Source organism: Hyphomicrobium sp. DMF-1 (assembly GCF_027886585.1).
Classification (GTDB): Bacteria; Pseudomonadota; Alphaproteobacteria; order Rhizobiales; family Hyphomicrobiaceae; genus Hyphomicrobium_C; species Hyphomicrobium_C zavarzinii.
This window is the reverse complement of record NZ_CP115706.1, coordinates 1,043,149-1,064,450: the sequence shown is the minus strand read 5'-3', so window position 1 is coordinate 1,064,450 and position 21,302 is coordinate 1,043,149. Positions and strand designations below refer to the sequence as shown.

Here is a 21,302-nt window from a genome sequence, read left to right as displayed (position 1 = left end):
AGGACGGACGAAGCGTTCCGCTATCGCACACGCAGGATCGAGACTCGCCAAAGGATAAGCCCGTGACCAACAGGACAGCAGACACCTCCAACGCTTCCACGAGCCAGACAGCAGGCACGGCGATTTGGATCGCTCTGATCGCTGGCCTCACCGTCATCGGCAGCTTCTCATTCGCCTGTGCCGCACCCCTGGCGGCCGTTGCCGCGCTTGCCGCCCTCAAGATGGGGCGCAGCGAAGGCCTCGCTCTCGTCGTCACTGCGTGGCTCGTCAATCAAGCCGTCGGTTTCCTGCTGCTCAGCTATCCGCACACCGCCGACAGCTACGCCTGGGGCGCGGCCATCGGCGTCTCGGCCGTTCTCGGTTTCCTGGCCGCCTGCATCGCAACGCGGCCTGCCATGCCTCAGCCGCTGTCTCTGGTCATCGCTTTCGCCGCCGCTTTCGTAACCTACCAGATCGGCCTCTATCTCGCGGGCGTGGCCTTCGCATACGAGGGCGATGCCTTCTCGATCGCCATCGTCACCGAGGTGCTCGTCATCAATGCCGTTGCCTACGTCGCCTTCGTGCTCGTTCACCGCGCAGCCATCGCGCTCGAGCTGGTGACCCCCGCGACTCAGGCAACGGCTTCGGCCGCATCCTAACGGGGGCCCGCTCTCTTGCGGCGCTATCCCGCCGAACGCATCATCTGCCTCACCGAGGAGACGGTAGAAACCCTCTACCTCCTCGGTGAGCAGGATCGCATTGTCGGCGTATCGGGCTACGCCGTGCGCCCGCCGGGCGTCAGAAAAGAAAAGCCGCGCATCTCGTCCTTCCTGTCGGCCGACATCGAGCGGATCATCGCGCTCGAGCCCGACCTCATCCTTGCCTTCTCCGACATCCAGGGCCCGATCGTCGCCGATCTCGCCAAGCGGGGCCTGCCGGTCTACCTGTTCAACCAGCGCGACATTGCCGGCATCTTCGCGATGATCCGCACGCTTGGCGCGCTGATCGGATGCACCGGGAAAGCCGACGCGCTGGCACGCACGCTCGAAACCCGCCTCGCCGGAATCGCAGAGCAGGCGAAAGGACGAACGACACGGCCCCGCGTCTACTTCGAAGAGTGGGACGCCCCTATGATCTCCGCCATCGGCTGGGTGTCCGAGCTGATCGAGATCGCGGGCGGAACCGACGTCTTCGCGGATTTGCGTGCGAAGGCCGCAGCCAGCGAACGCGTCGTCACATCGGAGCAGGTGATCGAGCGCGCACCTGACGTCATCCTCGCCTCCTGGTGCGGAAAGAAGGTCCAGCTCGACAGTTTCAAGACGCGCGCAGGATGGAGCGCAATTCCCGCCGTCGCCACGGGTCGGATCGTCGAGATCAAATCGCCGATCATCCTTCAGCCCGGCCCCGCCGCCCTGACCGATGGCCTCGACGCCATCCTCGCCGCCCTCGCTTGAGCGCGCCTCACAAAAGGAAAGCGCGGCAAACCTGTCGGCCTGCCGCGCTTGAAATGTCAGAGATCGAACGCGAGGCTCAGATCACGCCCAGCGCACGCATGGCCTCGGCCACCCGCGTGAAGCCGGCAATGTTGGCGCCGAGCACGTAGTTGCCGGGCGCGCCATACTCTTCGGCCGTCTGCGCGCAGCGATCGTGGATGCCGTGCATGATGTCCGACAGACGCTTCTCCGTCGCCTCGAAGCTCCAGGAATCGCGCGAAGCGTTCTGCTGCATTTCAAGCGCGCTTGTGGCGACGCCACCCGCGTTCGCTGCCTTGCCCGGGCCGAACAGAACCTTGCCATCCAGGAACACGCGCACCGCGTCCGGCGTGCACGGCATGTTGGCGCCTTCGCCCACCGCGACCACGCCGTTCTTCACGAGCGTGCGCGCGTCGTTGCCCGTGAGCTCGTTCTGCGTGGCGGACGGCATGGCGATATCGGCCGGCACATCCCACACGCGTCCCTCCGGAACGAAGGTCGCGCTCGAACCCCTGCGAGCCGCGTAGTCCTTCACGCGGCCACGGAGGCGCTCCTTGACCTCCTTGAGCAGCGCAAGATCGATCCCGCTCTCCTCGACGACATAGCCGTCGGAGTCCGAGCAGGCGATGATGCGGCCGCCGAGCTGCTTCACCTTCTCCATGGTGTAGATCGCGACGTTGCCGGCGCCCGACACCACGACCTTCTTGCCGTCGAAGCTCTGACCCTTCGTGCGCAGCATGCGCTCGACGAAGTAGACGGCGCCGTAGCCCGTCGCCTCGGTGCGCACGCGCGAGCCGCCCCAGGTGAGGCCCTTGCCGGTGAGAACGCCGGATTCGTACTTGTTGGCGATGCGCTTGTACTGGCCGAACATGTAGCCGATCTCGCGCTGGCCGACGCCGATGTCACCTGCGGGCACGTCGGTATATTCGCCGAGATGGCGGCCGAGCTCGGTCATGAACGACTGGCAGAACCGCATGATCTCATGGTCCGAGCGGCCCTTCGGATCGAAGTCCGAGCCGCCCTTGCCGCCGCCGATCGGCATGCCGGTGAGCGCGTTCTTGAACGTCTGCTCGAAGCCGAGAAACTTGATGGTGCCGAGCATCACGCTCGGATGGAAGCGCAGACCGCCCTTGTAGGGGCCGAGCGCGGAGTTGAACTGCACGCGGAAGCCGCGGTTGATCTGCACCCGGTTCTTGTCGTCCACCCACGGCACGCGGAAGATGATCTGCCGCTCCGGCTCGCACAGACGCTCGATGAGCGCGCCGTCCGCATAGTCAGGATGCTTCGCGACGACAGCGCCGAGACTATCCAGCACTTCGCGCACCGCCTGGTGAAACTCGTCTTCTCCAGGATTGCGCCGCAACACCTCGGCAAATATCGGCTCCAGCTTTTCGTCGAGCATCGAGAATTCCCTATCCACGTCCAGACACGCGAACAGGCGGGTCCCCCCGCCTGTTTTTCATTCAGCGACGGGCCGGTTTCACAACCGGCCCGAGGTTTCGAGGCCCCGTATATACGGGGTTCACACCCCATTCAAAGCTTTTGTGACTGTTTTTGAGGCAGGCTCTGCTTAATTTTCGATCAGTCCAAGGAGGGTCTGCGATCGATCCCTGACCGGGAGCAGCCTCTCGATAAGCCGGGCTGGCCAAGTGATTGACGAAGCGAGATTTATGAACGGGAGAGGCAGTCAAGCGGAGGTGTGGCTGCAAACTCTTGCCCGCAAGGCTCGGGAGCAAAGCGACCCGGGCCGAGTGGCCCCGCCCTCGCGGAGCACCTACAGGCGCGTAAGCGGAAAAATGGCGGACCAGAAGGGAGCATGTTTGAACTTCAGCCCGCAAGGCTCGGGAGCAAAGCGACCCGGGCCGAGTGGCCCGCCCTCGCGGAGCGCCTACAGGCGCGTGAGCGAAAAAATAGCGGACCAGAAGGGAGCATGTTTGAACTTCAGCCCGAAGGGCTCGGGAGCAAGGCGACCCGGGCCAAGTGGCCCGCCCTCGCGGAGCGCCTACAGGCGCGTGAGCGGAAAAATGGCGGAGAGGGAGGGATTCGAACCCCCGGTACGGTTGCCCGTACTCCGCATTTCGAGTGCGGCGCGATCGACCACTCTGCCACCTCTCCGGCCGTGCCACGGATCGCGCCTGGGTGATCGTGGTCAAATCACCGGGCATTTGCGAACCGAGCGGGCCTCAATAGCCGGTGATCGCCCGGGGCGCAAGAGCGCTTAGAAGGCGCTGCCACAGGCGGCCCGGAGACACGCGCTCCACGGCCCCGCCCGGGGGCTAAACCAGGGTCTAAGGCCGCAAATGGGAGGGGCGCACGAGCCGGGTCTTCACGTCCGCCTCGTCGAACTCGGGAGCGGCGAACGGGGAGACCGCCGCAGACACGGACGACGGCGCTACAGCAGGCGCCGCAACCGCGGTTACCGTTCCGAGCCACGCGTCCGAGAACGCCACGATCCCCTTGAACAGCGCCACCTTCTGCCCGATGGCGCGAAACGCCTCGTCCCGGTCGATCTCGTCCCATCCAAGATGCAGTTGAACGAGGGTGTCGTAGAGCTCCTTGAACTTGGCACCCCGGCCCTTGGCTTCCATGCCTTCGGCCAGGATCAGGAACTGCCCGATCTCCATCACCGTCTCTTCCGAAGGCCGCTGGCCGTCGGGATCGGAGAAGTGCGCGTCGAGATAGGCGAGTGTCTTGCTCAGCACCCGCGCCCGCGCCGCCATGGTCTTCTCGTCCGACTCCCGGTCAAATCCCAAGAGCGACGCCCAATCCTTGGCGGATCCGATCATACTGGGCTCCCTGTGCTGCGGCGGCTCGAAAACAAGCCCAAGAGGAAAGGAGGCGGACCTTATCCTCCACTGCCGGTCACCACAAATCCAAATCAAGGCGGCCCAAGGGCACGCGGTCCCCGGCGTCACGCATCGTGAAAACGGGCCGTCTGCCGTATGAGCGTTCCGAACCAACGGTGAGAAAGCGTGAGCGTGAAGAGGAACGCACCGCCGCCCTCGTCCTTGTGCACGATCTCCATGTCTCCAGGCGCAATCGCACGCAGCACCGGGATCCGCCAACGTCCCAACGCCAGAAAGTAGCGCACCGAGCGGAACACGAGCGCACCGTTCTCCTCCACCACTGACAGCGACATGCCCACCCCGCGGCCAACGTGCTCCTCGAGCCCCGTCGGGCCGGAGAAGCACTTGGCCGAGTGGATCACCTGGGGAAACCGCCCGGCACGCGCATAAGTCCGCGTCCAACTCTGCCCGCCGAGCCCGGCGTTCTCCATCACCGCCACCGTGGCGCCACCCGTCATGCCGTCGTCGAGCGGAAGAGGCGCACCGAGGACGCGAGCGAGGAACGACAGAACTTTGCCGGCGCGTGAAAGCCGCGTTTCGAGAACCTCCCCCGCATAGATCAGCACCGCACCTGCAGCGAGACGTTTTGAGAAGCGGCGTTGCACGGCCATCGGCAGCCGCATCCAGCCTGCCTCTCCGACCAGGGCGCGGAACCTGAGGTCGACCACTCTGGTATCCAAGTCCGGACATTGCCCTGCGGCGAAAAGCGGGAGCGCGACCTCTTGCGGCCGCGCATCGGGGCTCGAATTCCTGTCAGGCTGGAAGGCTTGCAACACGGTCATCGCAACATCCTCGACACGTCCACCGGCCGGACTTTCGGTCGCGCCCCGGCTGGCTCAGGCGCTTGGCGGGCCTCGCTTCGAACGGCGCCCGGCCGTGAGCCCGGCAAAGCGCGCCACCGCGCCCCCCATCTTGATCAGCTTGGCAAGCACGGGCGTTGGCAGTTGCAGCACCTCGTCGAAACTCCGCGCCACGCCCTCCGTGAAATCGAGCATCGCGTGGAACCGCTTGCGCACCTCGCCCGAGACGCGCGCATCGCCCTCGGCCGCAGCGATGCACTGACGAAGCGCCGCGATGGCCGGATCGATTTCCCGCGTCTTGCGGTTGGCTGCGATCCGACGCACCATCTCGAACACGTCCGCCTCGGCCTCGTAGAAATCGCGCCGGTCTCCCAACGCGGAGACGCGCCGGATCAGCGACCAGCTCATCAACTCGCGCAGGGAGGTGGATACGTTCGACCGCGCGAGCTTGAGCTTGTCCGCAATCTCTTCCGCCGAAAGCGGCCGGTCCGACACGTAAAGCAAGGCATGGATCTGGGAGACCGAGCGGTTGACGCCCCAGATCTCCCCCATTTCGCCCCAGGCGACCACGAAGCGCTCGACGGCGGGAGGCAGCGGGACATTATGTACTGTTATTTCTGTCATGACAGAAATTAAAGAACGGAACGCCGCACTCGTCAAGGCCCGGCTGGCGTCTCCCGCGCAACGCAGCTCTGCGTTCAGGGAAGGCATGTGTGCGCCTTCGCCAAGGTGACCACGTTTTAATCGTGCACTGCACGCGAGAAAGGCAACTGTCTGCGAAATAAGCAGCGGCCTCTGACGAAATCCGCGGAAACATTGGCTTTTCTTTCGGCCTTCGGATTGGCCCGGCTCTTGCCATACACGAAGCATGGAGCAAATCAGGGCATCGGACTTGAAGCCAGCTTTTGACGAGATGAACGGACTCGGCCAGGGCGTGCGCGAGCCTTATGCGGCGGTTTCCGCATGGCTCGATACGATGCGCGTCGAGGACCTTCGCAAGAAGAGCGCCGAAGCAGAGCTACTCTTCCGGCGCACGGGCATCACCTTCGCCGTCTACGGCGACGCCGAGGCGGCCGAGCGCCTCATTCCCTTCGACATGATCCCGCGCATCATCTCGGCCGCCGAATGGCGCCGCCTGTCGACGGGCATCGAGCAGCGCGTGAAGGCGCTCAATGCCTTCATGTACGACATCTACCACCGCCAGGAGATCATCAAGGCGGGACGCATCCCCGCCGAGCTCGTCATCCAGAACAGCGCGTTCGTGCCGGAGATGATCGGCGTCGAGCCCGAGCTCGGCATCTACTCCCACATCATCGGCATCGACATCGTGCGGACAGCCGAGAACGAGTTCTACGTTCTCGAGGACAACACCCGCACGCCTTCCGGCGTCTCCTACATGCTGGAGAACCGCGAGACGATGATGCACATGTTCCCGAACCTGTTCGCGGAGAACCGTGTCGCCCCCGTCGAGACCTATCCGGACAATCTGAGAAAGACGCTCGAAAGTGTCGCGCCCCATCGCCTCGATACGGACCCCGTGATCGCCGTGCTCACGCCCGGCATCTATAACAGCGCCTACTTCGAGCACGCCTTCCTCGCCGACCAGATGGGCGTCGAGCTTGTAGAAGGCTCCGACCTCGTCGTCATGGACGGGTATCTCAACATGAAGACGACGCAGGGCCTCTGCCGCGTCGATGTTCTCTACCGGCGCGTGGACGACGCGTTCCTCGATCCCCTGACGTTCGATCCCAGCTCCATGCTCGGCGTCCCCGGCCTGTTCGATGTCTACCGCGCCGGTAACGTCACCATCGTCAACGCACCCGGCGCCGGCATCGCCGACGACAAGGCCATCTACAGCTACATCCCCGAGATCATCGAATTCTACATGGGCCGGCCGCCCATCCTGAAAAACGTGCCAACCCACAATTGCCGCAAGCCCGACGCGCTCAAATACGTCCTCGAGAACATGGCCGAGCTGGTCGTCAAAGAGGTGCATGGCTCGGGCGGCTACGGCATGCTGGTCGGCCCCGCGGCAACCAAGGAGGAGATCGAAACCTTCCGCGCACGCGTCAAGGCCAACCCCGACAACTACATCGCCCAGCCGACGCTCGCCCTTTCGACCTGTCCCACCCTGGTCGAGGACGGCATCGCGCCGCGCCATCTCGATCTCAGGCCCTTCGTCCTGATTGGAGACGAGGTCCGTCTCGTGCCCGGCGGCTTGACGCGCGTCGCGCTTCGCAAGGGCTCACTCGTCGTCAATTCCAGCCAAGGAGGCGGCACCAAGGATACGTGGGTGCTCCAGGACTAAGACAAGAAACCGCGAGCGAAACGGGTCGCAGAACACATGCTAGGGCGCACGGCGAACGATCTCTACTGGCTATCGCGTTACATCGAGCGGGCCGAGAATATGGCTCGCCTCATCGAGGCGGGCTATCGCATCGCGCTCCTTCCCCGCGCGGGCGACGACCGCAATCAGGAATGGGCGTCCACCCTCGAAAGCGCCGGCTGCGCCGCGCAGTACCACGCCAAGCACGGCACGCTCGACACCCGCAACGTGGTCGACTTTCTTCTCTTCGACGCGAGCAACCCTTCGAGCATCCACGCCTGCCTCGCAACCGCCCGCCGCAACGCCCGTGCCCAGCGCACAGCCCTCACGCGGGAGATGTGGGAATCACTCAACAGCTCGTGGCTCGAATTCCAGACCATCAAGCCGGATACGCTGCGCCCGGATGCGCTGCCCCGCATCCTCGACTGGATCAAGGAGCGATCGGCCGCCTATCGCGGCGCCCTCCTCAACACCATCCTGCGCAACGACACCTACTTCTTCAGCCAGCTCGGCACCTTCCTGGAGCGGGCGGACAACACAGCGCGCATCCTGGACGTGAAGTATTACGTGCTTCTGCCCTCCACCAGCATGATCGGCAGCGGCGTCGACAACGCGCAGTGGGAGGCGATCCTGCGATCCGTATCGGCGCACCGAAGCTACCGCTGGGTCTACAAGGACAGCTATCGCTCATGGCGCATCGCCGACTATCTCATCCTCAATCGCGCCATGCCCCGCTCGCTGCGCGCCTGCTACGGCGAGATCGAGAGCACCCTCGATGATCTCTCCTCCCTTTACGGCGAGGAGATGCCTTGCGCGAAAACGGCGAGATCCACGCTCGCGCTCCTCGACAAGGGCGACATCGACACCATCTTCCAATCGGGTCTTCACGAGTTCCTGATCGAGTTCATCGCACGCAACAATCGCGTCGCGCATGAGATCTCCGAGGCTTATCACTTCAATTCTTGAGGGGCGGATGCTGATCGAGATTCGCCACAGAACGACCTACCGCTACGAGACACCCGCGCGCTACTCGATCCAGAGTTTGCGCCTCACGCCGCCGTCCTTCGAAGGGCAGGAGGTGGTGAGCTGGGCCATCTCCGCGCCGGGCTTCGACAAGCACATCGAATACCGCGATGGCTTCGGAAACCTCGTCCACCTGGCCTCCCTCGGCGCCCTGCACGAAGGTATCACGATCGAAGCCTCCGGCATCGTGGAGACCGAGGACACGTGCGGCATCGTGCGAGGGCTTACCGAAATAGCCCCGCGCCGCGTCTTCCTGCGCGAAACACCCAAGACCGCCCCCGACAAGGGCATTCGCGAGCTCTCCCGCAGCGTCAGCAACGGCAAGATCCCGACCGACACGCTGGATTGCCTGCATGCCCTCATGCGCGCCGTGCGCGATGCGGTGGAGTACGAAATCGGCGCCACCCACGAGCACACGAGCGCGGCCGAAGCCCTCGCCGAGGGAAGGGGCGTGTGCCAGGATCACGCCCACATCTTCATTTCCGCCGCCCGCCTCATCGGCATCCCGGCCCGCTACGTGAACGGCTATTTCCTGTCGGGCACACTGGCACCATCGGAAGCCCACCACGCGTGGGCGGAAGCCTGGGTCGACGGTCTGGGCTGGGTCGGCTTCGATCCGGCGAACGGCATGTGCCCCACAGAGCGCTACGTGCGCCTGGCCTGCGGTTTCGATGCCGCCACCGCCTCACCCATTCGTGGCACCCAGCGCGGCGGCGAGAACGAGGCCCTTGACGTCAAGGTCGAAGTTGAGCAGCAAGGCGCTCAGCAGCAACAGTAGCTGCCTGAACCAGGAAGGATGCTCGCGATGACCTATTGCGTCGCGCTGAGGCTCGACAGCGGCCTTGTCTTTGCGGCCGACACGCGGACCAACGCCGGTGTCGACAACATCGCCCAGTATCGCAAGCTCCACTTCTGGCGCCAGCCCGGCGACCGCGTGCTCGTGCTGCTCTCTGCCGGCAATCTGGCCGTGACGCAGTCCGTCGTCAGTAATCTTAACGAGCAGCTTGCCTCCACCGACAACAGCGGCCCCACGCTTTTCACCGTGCCCTCCATGTATCGCGCGGCCCGCCTCGTGGGCGACGCCGTGCGCGACGTGCGCCGCCAGGATGGCGCCGCGCTCGAGATGAGCAAGGCGGGCTTCTCCGCGTCCTTCATCCTCGGCGGCCAGATCGGCACCGAGCGTCCCCGCCTTTTCCAGATCTACTCCGAAGGCAATTTCATCGAAGCAACCGACGACACGCCCTTCCTGCAAATCGGCGAGCACAAGTACGGCAAACCGATCCTCGACCGCGTGGCGCGTCCCGAGATGAGCCTCGGCGAGGCCGCGAAGCTCATCCTGCTCTCGTTCGACTCGACGCTGCGCTCGAACCTCTCGGTCGGCATGCCGATCGACATCCTTCTGTACGAGCGCGACAGCCTCGACGCGCGCCGCGAGAAGCGCATCTTCCAGGACGACGAGTATTTCAAGAAACTCTCGACCGCCTGGTCGGACGCCCTGCGCTCCGCCTTCGCCAACATTGAGGAATTCAAGATCTAGCGAACGCCCTCTCCTTACCTCCTACCTCGCGAGTAGCGCGGCGATCCGGTCGTGGCTCTCGCGCGCGGCGGAAAAGTCCCGCCAATGCGCGATACCCGCGTCGAAGCACGCGAAAATGCGGCCCAGGATGACGGAGGAGGCAATGAGCGCGCCGGGGCTCATGGCGCCTTCAATCACGAGCAGAGCGCCGACCGCGAGCCCACCCGATTGCAGCATGAACCGCAATCCCTTTGCGAGCGCACCGAACCGCAACGACCGGCGCGCCGCACACGCCCTGAGCCGATAGTACCCTCGTGACGCCGCACGCCAGCGGTGGGCGATATCGAGACAGCGCACGCAGCCATCAGGAACGGCGCACGCAGCCACGAGGTCGCGGACCAGAACCGCGCGCTGATGCCGCTTCCGCGTAAGCCTCCGGCTCACATCCCGCGCGTGAAGCTCCGCCGATACGGCCACCGTGACCAGCAGCAGAATTCCCGCGAGTGCGAACAGGCCGAGCACCGGATGCAGCAGTGCCACCGCCACCAGGAAGGCCGGCGCCCACACCATATCGAAAAAGGCCGAAGGGCCGGAATTGGTGACGAACCGGCTGATCCGCTCCACGTCGCCGAGTGCTTCGAGGCCTCGCCGCGCCGGAGCCGTGCGCACGACGTCGAGCACCTTGATGTCGAGGCTTTGGACGAACGTCAGCCCGGCGCGAAAAAGGAGGCGCGAGCGGACCATGTCGAGCAGCGCAAACCCTGCGTGCAGGCCCAGCACCAGCCCCGTCAGCATCCCGAGCGCCCCCAGGCTCTGCGACGGCAGCACGTGGTCGTAGATCCGGAGCATGTACGCCGAGGTCGAGAGCTGCAGCAGGTTGAGCACGCCGGACAGCAGAAGAACCTGTGCCATGAGGGGCGCGGCAAGAAAGGCGAACCCTCCGCCCGCGCGCGCACCGCCCCGCCAGTTCCCGGCCGAGGGCCGGGTACGCTCGACAGCCTCCATCGCACATACACCTATTAATTGTGCTCATAAGTATTATACACGCTAAAAGATATACATCGTCATTTGCTAAGAATTGTTCATCACATCGCGGCTACTCATAGGTGAGACTAAAGTTCAACCTTGCGCGAACGCCCGGCTACCCCTCGAATGAGACGAGGCAAAAGTCTCGGCAGGCCGGAAGCGGCCGATTAACGACCGGGAAGCCATGGGAGGAAAAGGCTGGATGACAGACCCGATGGATCTAGGGGCCTTTCTGGATCGCTGGGCCCACGGAGATCCCGCGCGGGCCGACATCGCCGTCACGGTCGTTCGCCTGTCCGAGGCCTGTGGCCGGATCGGCAATCTCGTGAGCCTGGGCGCACTGGCCGGCGCGCTCGGCTCGGAAACAGGCCGCCAGAGCGGTGTCGACGCCCAGAAGGAGATCGACGTTCGCGCCAACGATCTGATCGTCGCCGCGCTCAAGGACGCGCCTGTCGCCTCGCTCGGATCGGAGGAGCTGGAATGGGCGCTTCCTATCCACCCCGGCGCCCCCTTGGCGGTCGCCGTCGACCCCATCGACGGCTCCTCCAACATCGACGCCAACGTCTCGGTCGGCACGATCTTCACCGTGCTGCCGGCTCGCTGTAATGGCGTGGACGCGTCGAGCTTCCTCCAGCCGGGCCGCGCACAACTCGCGGCGGGCTTTGCCGTCTACGGCCCCTACACCACGCTGGTTCTCACCCTCGGCAGCGGTACGCACATATTCACGCTGCAGCGCGTCTCGGGGCAATTCCTGTTGACGGCGGAGAACATCGAGATTCCTGCCACCACCCGCGAGTATGCCATCAACGCGTCCAACTATCGTCATTGGGACGAGGCGATCCGCACCTACATCGACGATTGCCTGCGCGGCAGCGAGGGACCGCGCGGCAAGAACTTCAACATGCGCTGGACGGCCTCTCCGGTCGCCGACATCTATCGCATCCTGGTCCGGGGCGGCATCTTCCTCTATCCGGCGGACCTCCGCGACAGCTACACCATGGGCCGGCTCCGCCTGGTGTACGAAGCAAACCCCCTCGCCTGGATCATCGAGCAAGCCGGGGGCGCCGCGACCTCGGGCTGCGAGCGTATCCTCGATCAAACGCCCGCCTCTCTTCACCAACGCACGGCTTTCGTCGGCGGATCGAAGAGCGAGGTGGAATATCTTGCACGCCTGCACCACGACCCGCACGGACTAGGCGAGCGCTCGCCGCTGTTCGGACGGCGCGGCCTGTTCAGAATCTGATCCGAAGCCACGCACCTCACCCTTTCCGCCAATCCGTACAAGACCGAACGAAGAAAAATGTCCGCCAAGCACCCCATCATCTCCGTCACAGGCTCATCAGGCGCCGGCACCACCAGTGTCCGGCGCACGTTCGAGCAGATCTTCCGGCGCGAGAAGATCACGGCGGTCTTCATCGAGGGGGATGCGTTCCACCGCTACGACCGCGATGAAATGCACGCCGCGTCAGAGGCCGCCGCGGCCCAAGGCAACTACACGCTCAGCCATTTCGGCGAGGAGGCGAACCTGCTGCCGGAGCTCGAGCTGCTCTTCAAGACCTATGGGGAGATCGGCACGGGCCGCGCGCGCCACTACGTCCACGACCAGGCCGAAAGCGAAATCTACGGCGCACCGCCCGGCACCTTCACGCCCTGGGAGGAGATCCCTTACGGCACCGACCTCATGATCTACGAAGGTCTGCACGGCGCCGCGATCACCAACAAGGTCAACATCGCCCGCCACGCGGATCTACGCATCGGCGTCGTGCCCGTCATCAATCTCGAATGGATCCAGAAGATCCACCGCGACAAGGAGGAGCGCGGATACTCGCCCGAGGCGATCACCGACGTCATCCTCCACCGCATGCCGGACTACGTGAAATACATCTGCCCGCAGTTCACAGAGACCGACATCAACTTCCAGCGCATCCCGACCGTCGACACCTCGAACCCGTTCGTTGCGCGCTGGATTCCCACGCCCGACGAGTCCATGGTCGTCATTCGCTTCAAGAACCCGCGCGGCATCGACTTCTCCTATCTGCTGTCGATGATCCAGAACAGCTGGATGTCGCGCGCAAACTCGATCGTCATTCCGGGCGGCAAGCTCGATCTGGCCATGCAGCTCATCCTGACGCCGATGATCCTTCAGCTCATCGAGCGCAAGAGAAGAACGTTCTTCTGAGCAGCACAGCGAAAGATGACGGAACGACGACAAAAAGACGGGAATAACACCATACATTTCAGCAACTTGCGTGGATTGCGATTAGCGCGTCCTTAAGCTCTGCACCCTTAGGGTCCGCTCAAGCGGGTACAGGGTCGTGCAATGCCGAATGCAACAGCCGAAGTCGACGTCAGTTGGCAACGAGATCCGAACCTTTTTCTCATGCGCGCGGGCGCGGATCTCGACTGCGCGCTCCAGCCGATCGTAGACATCAACACCGGCCGCACGCTTGCCTACGAAAGCCTCGTGCGCCAGACGGACCGCCTCGGCTTTGCCTCGCCCGAAAGCCTGTTCGAGCACGCGCACGCAACGGGTGTGCTGCTTGAGCTCGAGCTCGTCATCCAGACCAAGGCGCTCGCGAAGTATGCAGGCGCCCGGGAGAATGGCTGGGCCCTGCTCTTTCTCAACCTCGACGGCCGCCTCCTCGGAAGACGCCGCGAGATCGAGGCGCATCTGACGCAGCTTCTGTCCGCACACGGCATGAACCCATCCGACGTGTGCATCGAGTTGTCGGAACGCAATCAGGTTCTCGAAGCAGAAGCCTTCGAGTGCGAAGTCGCAAGTCTCCGCAGAGCTGGCTTCTCGGTTGCCCTCGACGATTTCGGCACCGGAAACTCCGGTCTGCAGATGCTCTACAAATGCAATCCGGATTTCCTGAAGATCGACCGCTTCTTCGTCTCCTCGGTGCAATCCGATCCCAAGAAGCGCGTGCTCGTTTCATCCATCGTCGATCTCGCTCATGCGCTCGGCATCCGTGTCATTGCCGAAGGCATCGAGACGACGGCGGAGTTGCATAGCTGCCGCCGCATTCGCTGCGACCTGGCGCAGGGCTACTACATTTCCCGTCCTGTAATCGACACGGCCGAGCTGAAGACCAGCTACGGCGTGATCGGCAACGAGCAATGCCGGCGCGGCAACGGACTCTCGGCCGACGACGTGCGCGCCCTCGTCGAACCCCTCATGCCGCTGTCCGTGGATGCGTCCCTCGCGGACGTGTTCGAGATCTTCGAGCGCAATCCCCGCCAAACCATGATTCCGATCATCGACGCCGGAAGAATGCCGAGGGGCATCGTCCGCGAGCGTGACATCAAGCCCTTCATCTACTCCCGCTTCGGCCGCGAGCTGCTCCGCAACAAGGCTTTGGGATTTGGCCTCAAGAACTTCGTCTGCTCAGCCGTCGTCGCCGACATCAACTCCCCGTTCGATCCCCTGCTCGAGCTGTCAGGAAGCGACGCCAACGATGCTATCATCGTCATCGATCAAATGGCCTATTGCGGCGTCCTGCCGACCACAGGGCTGCTCAAGCTCTCGAACGACATGCGCACGCGCGAGGCGTCCAACCGCAATCCTCTGACGCGCCTGCCCGGCAATCAGGCCATCCGCACCTATCTGGACGAGCTTGCCGAACGCCAGGGGCTGCGGCGTCTGGTCTGCTATCTCGACGTCGACAACTTCAAGCCGTTCAACGACAAATATGGCTTCCGCATCGGCGACCGGGCGCTCATGATGCTCGCCAACATCTTGAAGTCGCTTCAGATCGAGCGCGATATTTTCGTCGGCCACATCGGCGGCGACGACTTTTTCATAGGCGGCGTGGAGGAGCACAGCGCACCTCTCCTCGCCCTTCTGCCCACCATCCGGCAGCGTTTCAATCTCGAGGCGGAAAGCCTCTATTCGCCTCTGGACCGCGAAGCCGGCGTCATCATCGGCAAGAGCCGCGACGGCCGCGATCAGGCCTTCCCTCTTCTCACCTGCTCGATCGCGGCCCTCGACCTCGATCAGCACGCACCCGGCATGAGCGCGGAGGAGGTCGCCTCCTATCTCGCTCAGATCAAGCTGCGTGCGAAAAGCGCAAAGACCGGAATTGCCGTCGCTCAGGTCGGCGCGAACAGCACGGCCAGCACATTGGCCCTCGCCGACGTCGCCTAAAAGCAGTCGATGCCGCGAGGCCGCCCCCTCCGCCTTTACCTTTCGTTTACCAAAGCCTCGTTAGCTTTTCCGGAAGGGACACAACGACCGACGACGCGTGGGGTAACGCACATGTACGATGCGCTGGCGTTCGATTACCATTGGCCACGCAAGACCCTCTCCACCGCACATCCCGATGAAACTGCCCAGCGGCGCAATCGAATGGCCGTTGGCGCGCTCCTCCAGGCGCCTCTCGAAGCGCTTCGCCCGACCCAGATGGCCGTCGGTATGCGCTCCGTGACGCGCAAGCAGCGCAAGGTCGAAAACCGCGCCGGCAAGCGCAAGAAGATCGAGAAGCTTCTCTGCAAGAGACCGATCCCGGCCGTGCGCGGCCCCGACGGCGCACTCTTCATTGTCGATCACCACCACTTCGGGCTTGCCCTTTGCCTCGCGCAGGTGAAGACCGCCTACGTCCACGTGATCGACGACATTTCGCAACTGTCCCGCCACGCATTCTGGCAGCGGATGGAAGCCGAAGGCCGCCTCTACCCCTATGACGAGTTCGGACGGCGCATCCCGCCGTCGTTACTACCGACTTCGCTTCATGCCCTGCGACATGATCCGTTCCGCGACTTGGCCTGGGAGGTGCGCGAGGCGGAAGGATTTGATAAGGCGCCCGAGCCCTACGCCGAGTTTCACTGGGCGAACTTCTTCCGCGAGCGAATCCCCCTCTCGACGATCCGCCGCGATCCCAAGGAGGCCATTCGTCTCGCCCTCAAGCTCTGCCGGTCCAAGGATGCCGCAGAACTTCCCGGATACGCCCACTGATCCGGGCCGAGAGCAACGCCTGAACGCACCCGCCTAACCCATTCCAGGGACCGGTCAACGGACAATCTTTGGGATGCGGGGCCTTCCGCACTTGTCGAGTTGCAGCTCCGCGTGTAGGGCAAGAGCCTGAAACCTCGAACGGATGGCGGAGATACGATGCCCCGGCCCCTCATCATCGCGCCTTCGATCCTGTCCGCGGACTTCGCGCGTCTCGGCGCCGAAGTGGCGGCTGTCGATGCGGCCGGCGCGGACTGGATCCATCTCGATGTGATGGACGGCCACTTCGTCCCCAACATCACCTTCGGCCCGCCCGTGATCAGTGCCATCCGCGGGAGCTCGAAGAAGACCTTCGATTGCCATTTGATGATCACGCCTGCCGATCCTTATCTCGAAGCCTTCGCCAAGGCCGGCGCCGAGATCATCACGGTTCACGCCGAGGCAGGCCCGCATCTCGATCGCTCGCTGCAAGCCATCCGCGCGCTCGGCTGCCGTGCGGGCGTCTCCCTCAATCCCTCGACGCACGAGAGCGCGATCGAGCACGTGCTGGATCGCGTGGACCTCATCCTGCTGATGACGGTGAACCCCGGCTTCGGAGGCCAGGCCTTCATCCCGGCGCAGCTCGAGAAGATCCGTCGCGTTCGCGCGATGGTGGGAGATCGCCCGATCGACATCGAGATCGATGGCGGCGTGACGCCCGACACCGCGGGCCTCGTCGTCGCTGCCGGCGCCAACGCACTCGTCGCCGGATCCGCCGTCTTCAAGGGCGGTACCAAGGAAAGCTACGCCGCCAACATCGCCGCCATCCGCGCAGCCGCCGAGGCAGCCCGGACGCCCACGATTCTCTACGCCTGAGTTTAGAGGTAGCGACGCAATGTTCCCGCTTTCGCACATGATGAAGTCGTTCGTTCGCGTCGGCACCCTCAAGGTGATCGACGCCGAGGGCCGCACCCACGTCTTCGGCGGCCGCGCACCCGGTCCCGACGTGACCATGCGCCTGACCGATCCGACGCTCTACCGCAGCCTGTTCTTCAACCCGGAGCTTGCCGCGGGCGAAGCCTACATGGACGGCCGCATGAGCTTCGAGAACTCGACACTGCGCGACTTCCTCACGCTCTTCTCCGTCAACCGACTCTCGCTCGGCTCCTATCCGCTGCAGAAGGTGTTGCGCTCAGTTTCTCGCGGACTGAAGCGCTTCCAGCAGGCGAACCCGATCGGCAAGGCGCAGCAGAACGTTGCTCATCACTATGACATCGGCAACGACTTCTACCGCCTCTTCCTCGATCGCGGCATGCAGTACTCTTGCGCCTACTTCACGAGCGACGACAACACGCTCGAGGAAGCCCAGCAGAACAAGCTGCGCCTCATCGCCTCGAAGCTCGACTTGAAACCCGGCCAGAAGGTGCTCGACATCGGCTGCGGCTGGGGCGACATGGGCCTTTATCTCGGCCGCATGGCGGACGTGCAGGTCGTCGGCGTGACGCTCTCGAAGGAGCAGTGCAAGCTCGCCAACGAGAAGGCCAAGGCCCTCGGCCTCGCTGACCGCGTCCGCTTCGAGCTGCGCGATTATCGCGATCTCACCGACCGCTTCGACCGCATCGTCTCCGTCGGCATGTTCGAGCACGTCGGGGTGCACCACTACGGCGAGTACTTCGCCAAGGTGAACGAGCTTCTGACCGACACCGGCGTGATGCTGCTTCACTCAATCGGCCACATGAGCCCGCCCGGCACCGCGAGCCCCTGGCTCAGGAAGTACATCTTCCCCGGCGCCTACTCGCCCGCTCTTTCCGAAGTATTCACGGCCGTCGAGCAGAACAGCCTCTGGGTCACCGACCTCGAGTTCCTGCGCTTGCACTACGCAAAGACGCTCGCGCATTGGGAAAGCCGCTTCCAGGCGAACCGCGCCAAGGTGGCCGAGATGTACGACGAGCGCTTCTGCCGGATGTGGGAGTTCTATCTCATCAGCGCAGAAATGATGTTCCGCACCGGCAGCCAGCTCGTATTCCACATGCAGTTGGCCAAGAAACGCGATGCCGTGCCGATCGTGCGCGACTACATCACCGACACCCAGCGCGAGTTCGTGAAGCGCGAAGCCGAGCGGGGCATTTCCGCCCCGTAACCGGGCGGAAAAAACGCAAGATGTAAAAGCCGAAGGTAGCAGCCTTACTCGGCCTTCGCCCGGTCCGGCGCAGGCGGCACCCCGTCCTTCAGACAATGATAGGCGGGCTTTGCTACCTTGCTCCAGACTTCCGTCGAGCCGAACAACGGAAGAAACACGTAGCCCCTCACCTCGATTTGGGTGGGGCTCAGGATCTGTGCATAGCCGCTGAAGCTCATGCCGAGATCGGGCACGTAGACGTTGCCGCCGCCCCAGGTGCCGTCGGGCTGCTTTGTGAACCCGTCGATCACGCGCAGCCCGCACACCTCGCGATGCTGCAGAGACTTGTCCGGATTACGGAAATCCTTGAGGGGTAACCGGTCGGGACCGTAAGGGAGACGGAGCCAGACGACCTTGGCGCACATCGCCTTTCCGCACGGCTCCACCTCCAGCACCACCTCGCCGTGGGAATCCATCCAGAACCCATCGAGCTCCGTCGCCCGCGCGCGGTCCGCCGCGAACGCGAATGAAACGAAGAGACCCAGGACTGCCGCCAAGCGAAGCATGAAAGTTTCCCTGAAAACGTTCCGGGATCCGCGGCCTCGGAACATGGCGCCGCAGCCCCTGGCCCTCGATATCGGCCAGCACCACGATGTTGTAAAGGCGACGCGAACAGTCTCACTCTTCACGGCCAAGCCGACGTGCTAAGTCCGCCACTATGACAGAGCCGACAATCTCGAATTCTCTAAGGCGATTCGCGCCTGCACTCCCGATCGACGACGCGCTCGCCCCGCTCGCAGCCGCGCTCGGCTCCCGCTCGTCGGCCGTTCTCATCGCCCCGCCCGGCGCCGGCAAGACCACCCGCGTGCCCCTTGCCCTGGATGGTGCGACCTGGCTCGAAGGCCGCAAGATCCTGCTGCTGGAGCCACGCCGCCTCGCCGCCCGTGGCGCCGCCCGCCGTATGGCCCAAACTCTCGGCGAGGACGTGGGCGAAACCATCGGCCTGCGCGCACGCCTCGAGACGCGCGTCTCCCGCAAGACGCGCATCGAGGTGCTGACCGAGGGTGTATTCACTCGGATGATCCTCGACGATCCGACCCTCGAAGGCATCGGAGCCGTTCTATTCGACGAATTCCACGAGCGCTCGCTCGACGCGGACCTGGGACTTGCGCTCGCGCTCGACGCACAACGCAGCCTCCGCGAGGACCTTCGCCTTCTCGTCATGTCGGCGACGCTCGCGGGAGATCGCGTCGCGACGCTGCTCGGCGACGCGCCCGTGATCACCAGCGAAGGACGGAGCTATCCCGTCGAGACGCGTTACCTCGGAAAAGATCCCACAAAGCGCCTGGAAGACCGCATGGCGGACGCTATCGAGCGAGCCCTGCGCGCGGATACCGGCTCCATTCTCGCTTTTCTTCCGGGCCAAGGCGAGATCCGTCGAACCGAAGAGCGTTTGCGCGAGCGTTTGTCGCCCGATGCCGCTATCCTCGCACCGCTCTACGGCGCGCTCGACCGGCGCGAGCAGGACCGCGCCATCGAGCCTGCCCCCGCCGGACAGCGCAAGATCGTGCTCGCAACTTCCATCGCCGAGACCTCGCTCACCATCGAAGGCGTCCGCGTCGTCGTCGATTGCGGCACCTCGCGCGTGCCGCGTTTCGATCCCGATGTGGGCGTCACGCGCCTCGCCACCGTTCGCGTCTCGCGTGCTTCCGCTGACCAGCGCCGCGGGCGCGCCGGCCGCGTGGAGCCCGGCGTCTGCTACCGGCTCTGGGACGAGGCCGAGACGGCAAGCCTGCCGCCCTTCAGCGAGCCCGAGATCCGCGCGGCCGATCTCGCCCCGATGCTGCTCGATTGCGCAGAGTGGGGCGTCACCGATCCGCGCACGCTGGCGTGGCTCGACCCGCCGACGTCGGCCGCCCTCGATGCCGCGCGCGAGGAATTGCAGATCCTCGGCGCTCTGGATTCCGCGGGTCATATCACGGAAACGGGCCGCCGCCTGCGCGCGTTTCCCTTGCCGCCGCGCCTCGCTGCCATGCTCATAGAGGCTGCGCGCCGCGGCGCCGAGCGCGAGGCTTCCGAGATCGCAGCCGTTCTCGTGGAGCGCGGTCTCGGCGGCAACGACACGTCACTCGATCATCGCCTGGAGAACTTCCGCCGCGACCGCTCACGGCGCGCGACCGAAATGCGCCGCCTCGCGGAAGGCTGGGCAAGAAGCGCGCGCGAGGGTGGCTCAGCCAAACGCGACGAAGCGGCCGACAGCCACGCCGTCTCGACCGCAGCCCTTCTCTCCCTCGCGTATCCCGAGCGCATCGCAAAGGCGCGCGGCGCACGCGGCCAGTTCCTGCTCGCCAATGGGCGCGGCGCAACCCTCGATGCCGCGGATGCGCTCGCGCGCGCTCCCTTTCTCGTGGTCGCCGAGATGCAGGGCACGGCCGCCGCCACCCGCATCGTGCTCGCGGCTGAGACATCGGAAGCGGAGGTGATCGCGTTCGCGGGCGATCGCATCCTGGCGCGCGACGAGACGACGTTCGACCGGGAAGCAGCCGCCGTCCGCGCCCGGCGCGTCCGCCGCCTCGATGCAATCGAGCTTGCGAGCGAGCCGCGCGCCGCAGAGCCTGGCCCCGGCGTGGAAGCCGCTCTCGCCGCGGGTCTCGCCGCGCTCGGCGCCGCCAAGCTGCCCTGGAGCAAGGCCCAGCTTCAGCTTCGCGATCGTGTCGCATTCCTGCGCGGTGCCACCGGATCGGAGGGCTCGAGCGACTGGCCGGATCTTTCGGATGCCGCGCTGACGGCCACGCTGCCGGACTGGCTCGGACCTTACCTCGCGGGCAAGACGCGCCTTGCGGACATCGGCGCCGACGATCTCGGCACCGCACTCGATGCTCTCGTCCCCTGGAGCCTGAAGCGCCGTCTCGAGGAGGAGGCCCCGACTCACTTCGAGGCTCCGACAGGCAATCGTCACGCTATCGACTACGAAGGCGCGGGCGCGCCGGCCTTGCACATTCGCGTGCAGGAGTTGTTCGGGCTGAAGACCCATCCGTCGATTGCGGGCGGGCGGCTAGCGCTCACGCTCAACCTGCTCTCGCCCGCCCATCGGCCGATCCAAATCACGCGCGACCTGCCGGGCTTCTGGAGCGGTTCGTGGAACGCGGTGAAGGCGGAGATGAAAGGGCGCTATCCGCGTCACCCCTGGCCGGACGATCCGGCGAGCGCCGCGCCGACGGCCCGCGCCAAACCGCGCGGCACTTAGCGGCTCTCTGTTCTGGAC

Annotated in this window: 19 protein-coding genes and 1 tRNA gene; 13 read left to right on the top strand and 7 right to left on the bottom strand. The window is 64.6% G+C overall.

Features of this window, described 5'->3' with window-relative positions:
• The first annotated feature begins 62 nt into the window (after window positions 1-62).
• Both PE058_RS04815 and PE058_RS04810 read left to right on the top strand, forming a co-directional pair.
• Window positions 63-638, top strand: coding sequence for a hypothetical protein (locus PE058_RS04815; protein ID WP_271030018.1), 576 nt, complete (start codon window positions 63-65; stop codon window positions 636-638).
• Between the two features lie 15 nt (window positions 639-653).
• Window positions 654-1,433 (top strand): cobalamin-binding protein, encoded by a 780-nt coding sequence (locus PE058_RS04810; RefSeq protein ID WP_271030017.1) that lies wholly within the window; start codon window positions 654-656, stop codon window positions 1,431-1,433.
• Between the two features lie 76 nt (window positions 1,434-1,509).
• Here the strand turns inward: PE058_RS04810 and gdhA are convergent, their stop codons facing one another.
• From gdhA to PE058_RS04785, 5 genes are all read right to left on the bottom strand, one after another.
• Complete coding sequence (gene gdhA / locus PE058_RS04805; RefSeq protein WP_020084216.1) at window positions 1,510-2,853, bottom strand: NADP-specific glutamate dehydrogenase; 1,344 nt, start codon at window positions 2,851-2,853, stop codon at window positions 1,510-1,512.
• A gap of 623 nt (window positions 2,854-3,476) precedes the next feature.
• Window positions 3,477-3,566: transfer RNA gene (locus tag PE058_RS04800), tRNA-Ser, on the bottom strand.
• 173 nt (window positions 3,567-3,739) lie between these two features.
• Window positions 3,740-4,237 carry a hypothetical protein gene (locus PE058_RS04795; protein WP_271030016.1) on the bottom strand — a complete coding sequence of 166 codons (498 nt, stop codon included), beginning with the start codon at window positions 4,235-4,237 and terminating at the stop codon, window positions 3,740-3,742.
• A gap of 125 nt (window positions 4,238-4,362) precedes the next feature.
• Window positions 4,363-5,079 carry a DUF4166 domain-containing protein gene (locus PE058_RS04790; RefSeq protein WP_271030015.1) on the bottom strand — a complete coding sequence of 239 codons (717 nt, stop codon included), beginning with the start codon at window positions 5,077-5,079 and terminating at the stop codon, window positions 4,363-4,365.
• 54 nt (window positions 5,080-5,133) lie between these two features.
• A complete protein-coding gene (locus PE058_RS04785) occupies window positions 5,134-5,721 on the bottom strand; it encodes a GbsR/MarR family transcriptional regulator (protein WP_271030014.1) in 588 nt (195 codons plus the stop codon).
• Window positions 5,722-5,989: 268 nt separating this feature from the next.
• Here PE058_RS04785 and PE058_RS04780 point away from each other — a divergent pair, with 268 nt between their 5' ends.
• From PE058_RS04780 to PE058_RS04765, 4 genes are read left to right on the top strand one after another with little or no spacing between them, the layout of a single operon-like run.
• Complete coding sequence (locus PE058_RS04780) at window positions 5,990-7,405, top strand: circularly permuted type 2 ATP-grasp protein (RefSeq protein WP_026867765.1); 1,416 nt, start codon at window positions 5,990-5,992, stop codon at window positions 7,403-7,405.
• Window positions 7,406-7,441: 36 nt separating this feature from the next.
• Complete coding sequence (locus tag PE058_RS04775; protein ID WP_271030013.1) at window positions 7,442-8,389, top strand: alpha-E domain-containing protein; 948 nt, start codon at window positions 7,442-7,444, stop codon at window positions 8,387-8,389.
• A gap of 7 nt (window positions 8,390-8,396) precedes the next feature.
• A complete protein-coding gene (locus PE058_RS04770; protein ID WP_271030012.1) occupies window positions 8,397-9,224 on the top strand; it encodes a transglutaminase family protein in 828 nt (275 codons plus the stop codon).
• Window positions 9,225-9,251: 27 nt separating this feature from the next.
• Window positions 9,252-9,983: a proteasome-type protease gene (locus PE058_RS04765; RefSeq protein ID WP_026867764.1), complete on the top strand. Its 732-nt coding sequence runs from the start codon at window positions 9,252-9,254 to the stop codon at window positions 9,981-9,983.
• A gap of 21 nt (window positions 9,984-10,004) precedes the next feature.
• On the opposite strand, the gene PE058_RS04760 is transcribed toward PE058_RS04765, so the two are convergent.
• Window positions 10,005-10,967 (bottom strand): hypothetical protein, encoded by a 963-nt coding sequence (locus tag PE058_RS04760; RefSeq protein WP_271030011.1) that lies wholly within the window; start codon window positions 10,965-10,967, stop codon window positions 10,005-10,007.
• A gap of 223 nt (window positions 10,968-11,190) precedes the next feature.
• Between PE058_RS04760 and PE058_RS04755 the strand changes: the two genes are divergently transcribed.
• From PE058_RS04755 to PE058_RS04730, 6 genes are all read left to right on the top strand, one after another.
• On the top strand, window positions 11,191-12,231 hold the full coding sequence (locus PE058_RS04755) for a class 1 fructose-bisphosphatase (protein ID WP_026867763.1): 1,041 nt from the start codon (window positions 11,191-11,193) through the stop codon (window positions 12,229-12,231).
• 57 nt (window positions 12,232-12,288) lie between these two features.
• Window positions 12,289-13,167 carry a phosphoribulokinase gene (locus tag PE058_RS04750; RefSeq protein WP_020084206.1) on the top strand — a complete coding sequence of 293 codons (879 nt, stop codon included), beginning with the start codon at window positions 12,289-12,291 and terminating at the stop codon, window positions 13,165-13,167.
• A 141-nt stretch (window positions 13,168-13,308) separates the two neighbouring features.
• Window positions 13,309-15,135: an EAL domain-containing protein gene (locus PE058_RS04745; protein WP_271030010.1), complete on the top strand. Its 1,827-nt coding sequence runs from the start codon at window positions 13,309-13,311 to the stop codon at window positions 15,133-15,135.
• Window positions 15,136-15,246: 111 nt separating this feature from the next.
• Window positions 15,247-15,942 carry a ParB-like protein gene (locus tag PE058_RS04740; RefSeq protein WP_020084204.1) on the top strand — a complete coding sequence of 232 codons (696 nt, stop codon included), beginning with the start codon at window positions 15,247-15,249 and terminating at the stop codon, window positions 15,940-15,942.
• Window positions 15,943-16,098: 156 nt separating this feature from the next.
• Complete coding sequence (gene rpe, locus PE058_RS04735; RefSeq protein WP_020084203.1) at window positions 16,099-16,794, top strand: ribulose-phosphate 3-epimerase; 696 nt, start codon at window positions 16,099-16,101, stop codon at window positions 16,792-16,794.
• 19 nt (window positions 16,795-16,813) lie between these two features.
• On the top strand, window positions 16,814-18,058 hold the full coding sequence (locus tag PE058_RS04730; RefSeq protein ID WP_020084202.1) for an SAM-dependent methyltransferase: 1,245 nt from the start codon (window positions 16,814-16,816) through the stop codon (window positions 18,056-18,058).
• Between the two features lie 44 nt (window positions 18,059-18,102).
• On the opposite strand, the gene PE058_RS04725 is transcribed toward PE058_RS04730, so the two are convergent.
• Window positions 18,103-18,603 carry a DUF2147 domain-containing protein gene (locus tag PE058_RS04725; RefSeq protein ID WP_020084201.1) on the bottom strand — a complete coding sequence of 167 codons (501 nt, stop codon included), beginning with the start codon at window positions 18,601-18,603 and terminating at the stop codon, window positions 18,103-18,105.
• Window positions 18,604-18,755: 152 nt separating this feature from the next.
• On the opposite strand from PE058_RS04725, the gene hrpB reads away from it, so the two are divergent.
• Complete coding sequence (hrpB, locus tag PE058_RS04720; protein WP_271030009.1) at window positions 18,756-21,284, top strand: ATP-dependent helicase HrpB; 2,529 nt, start codon at window positions 18,756-18,758, stop codon at window positions 21,282-21,284.
• Window positions 21,285-21,302 lie beyond the last annotated feature (18 nt).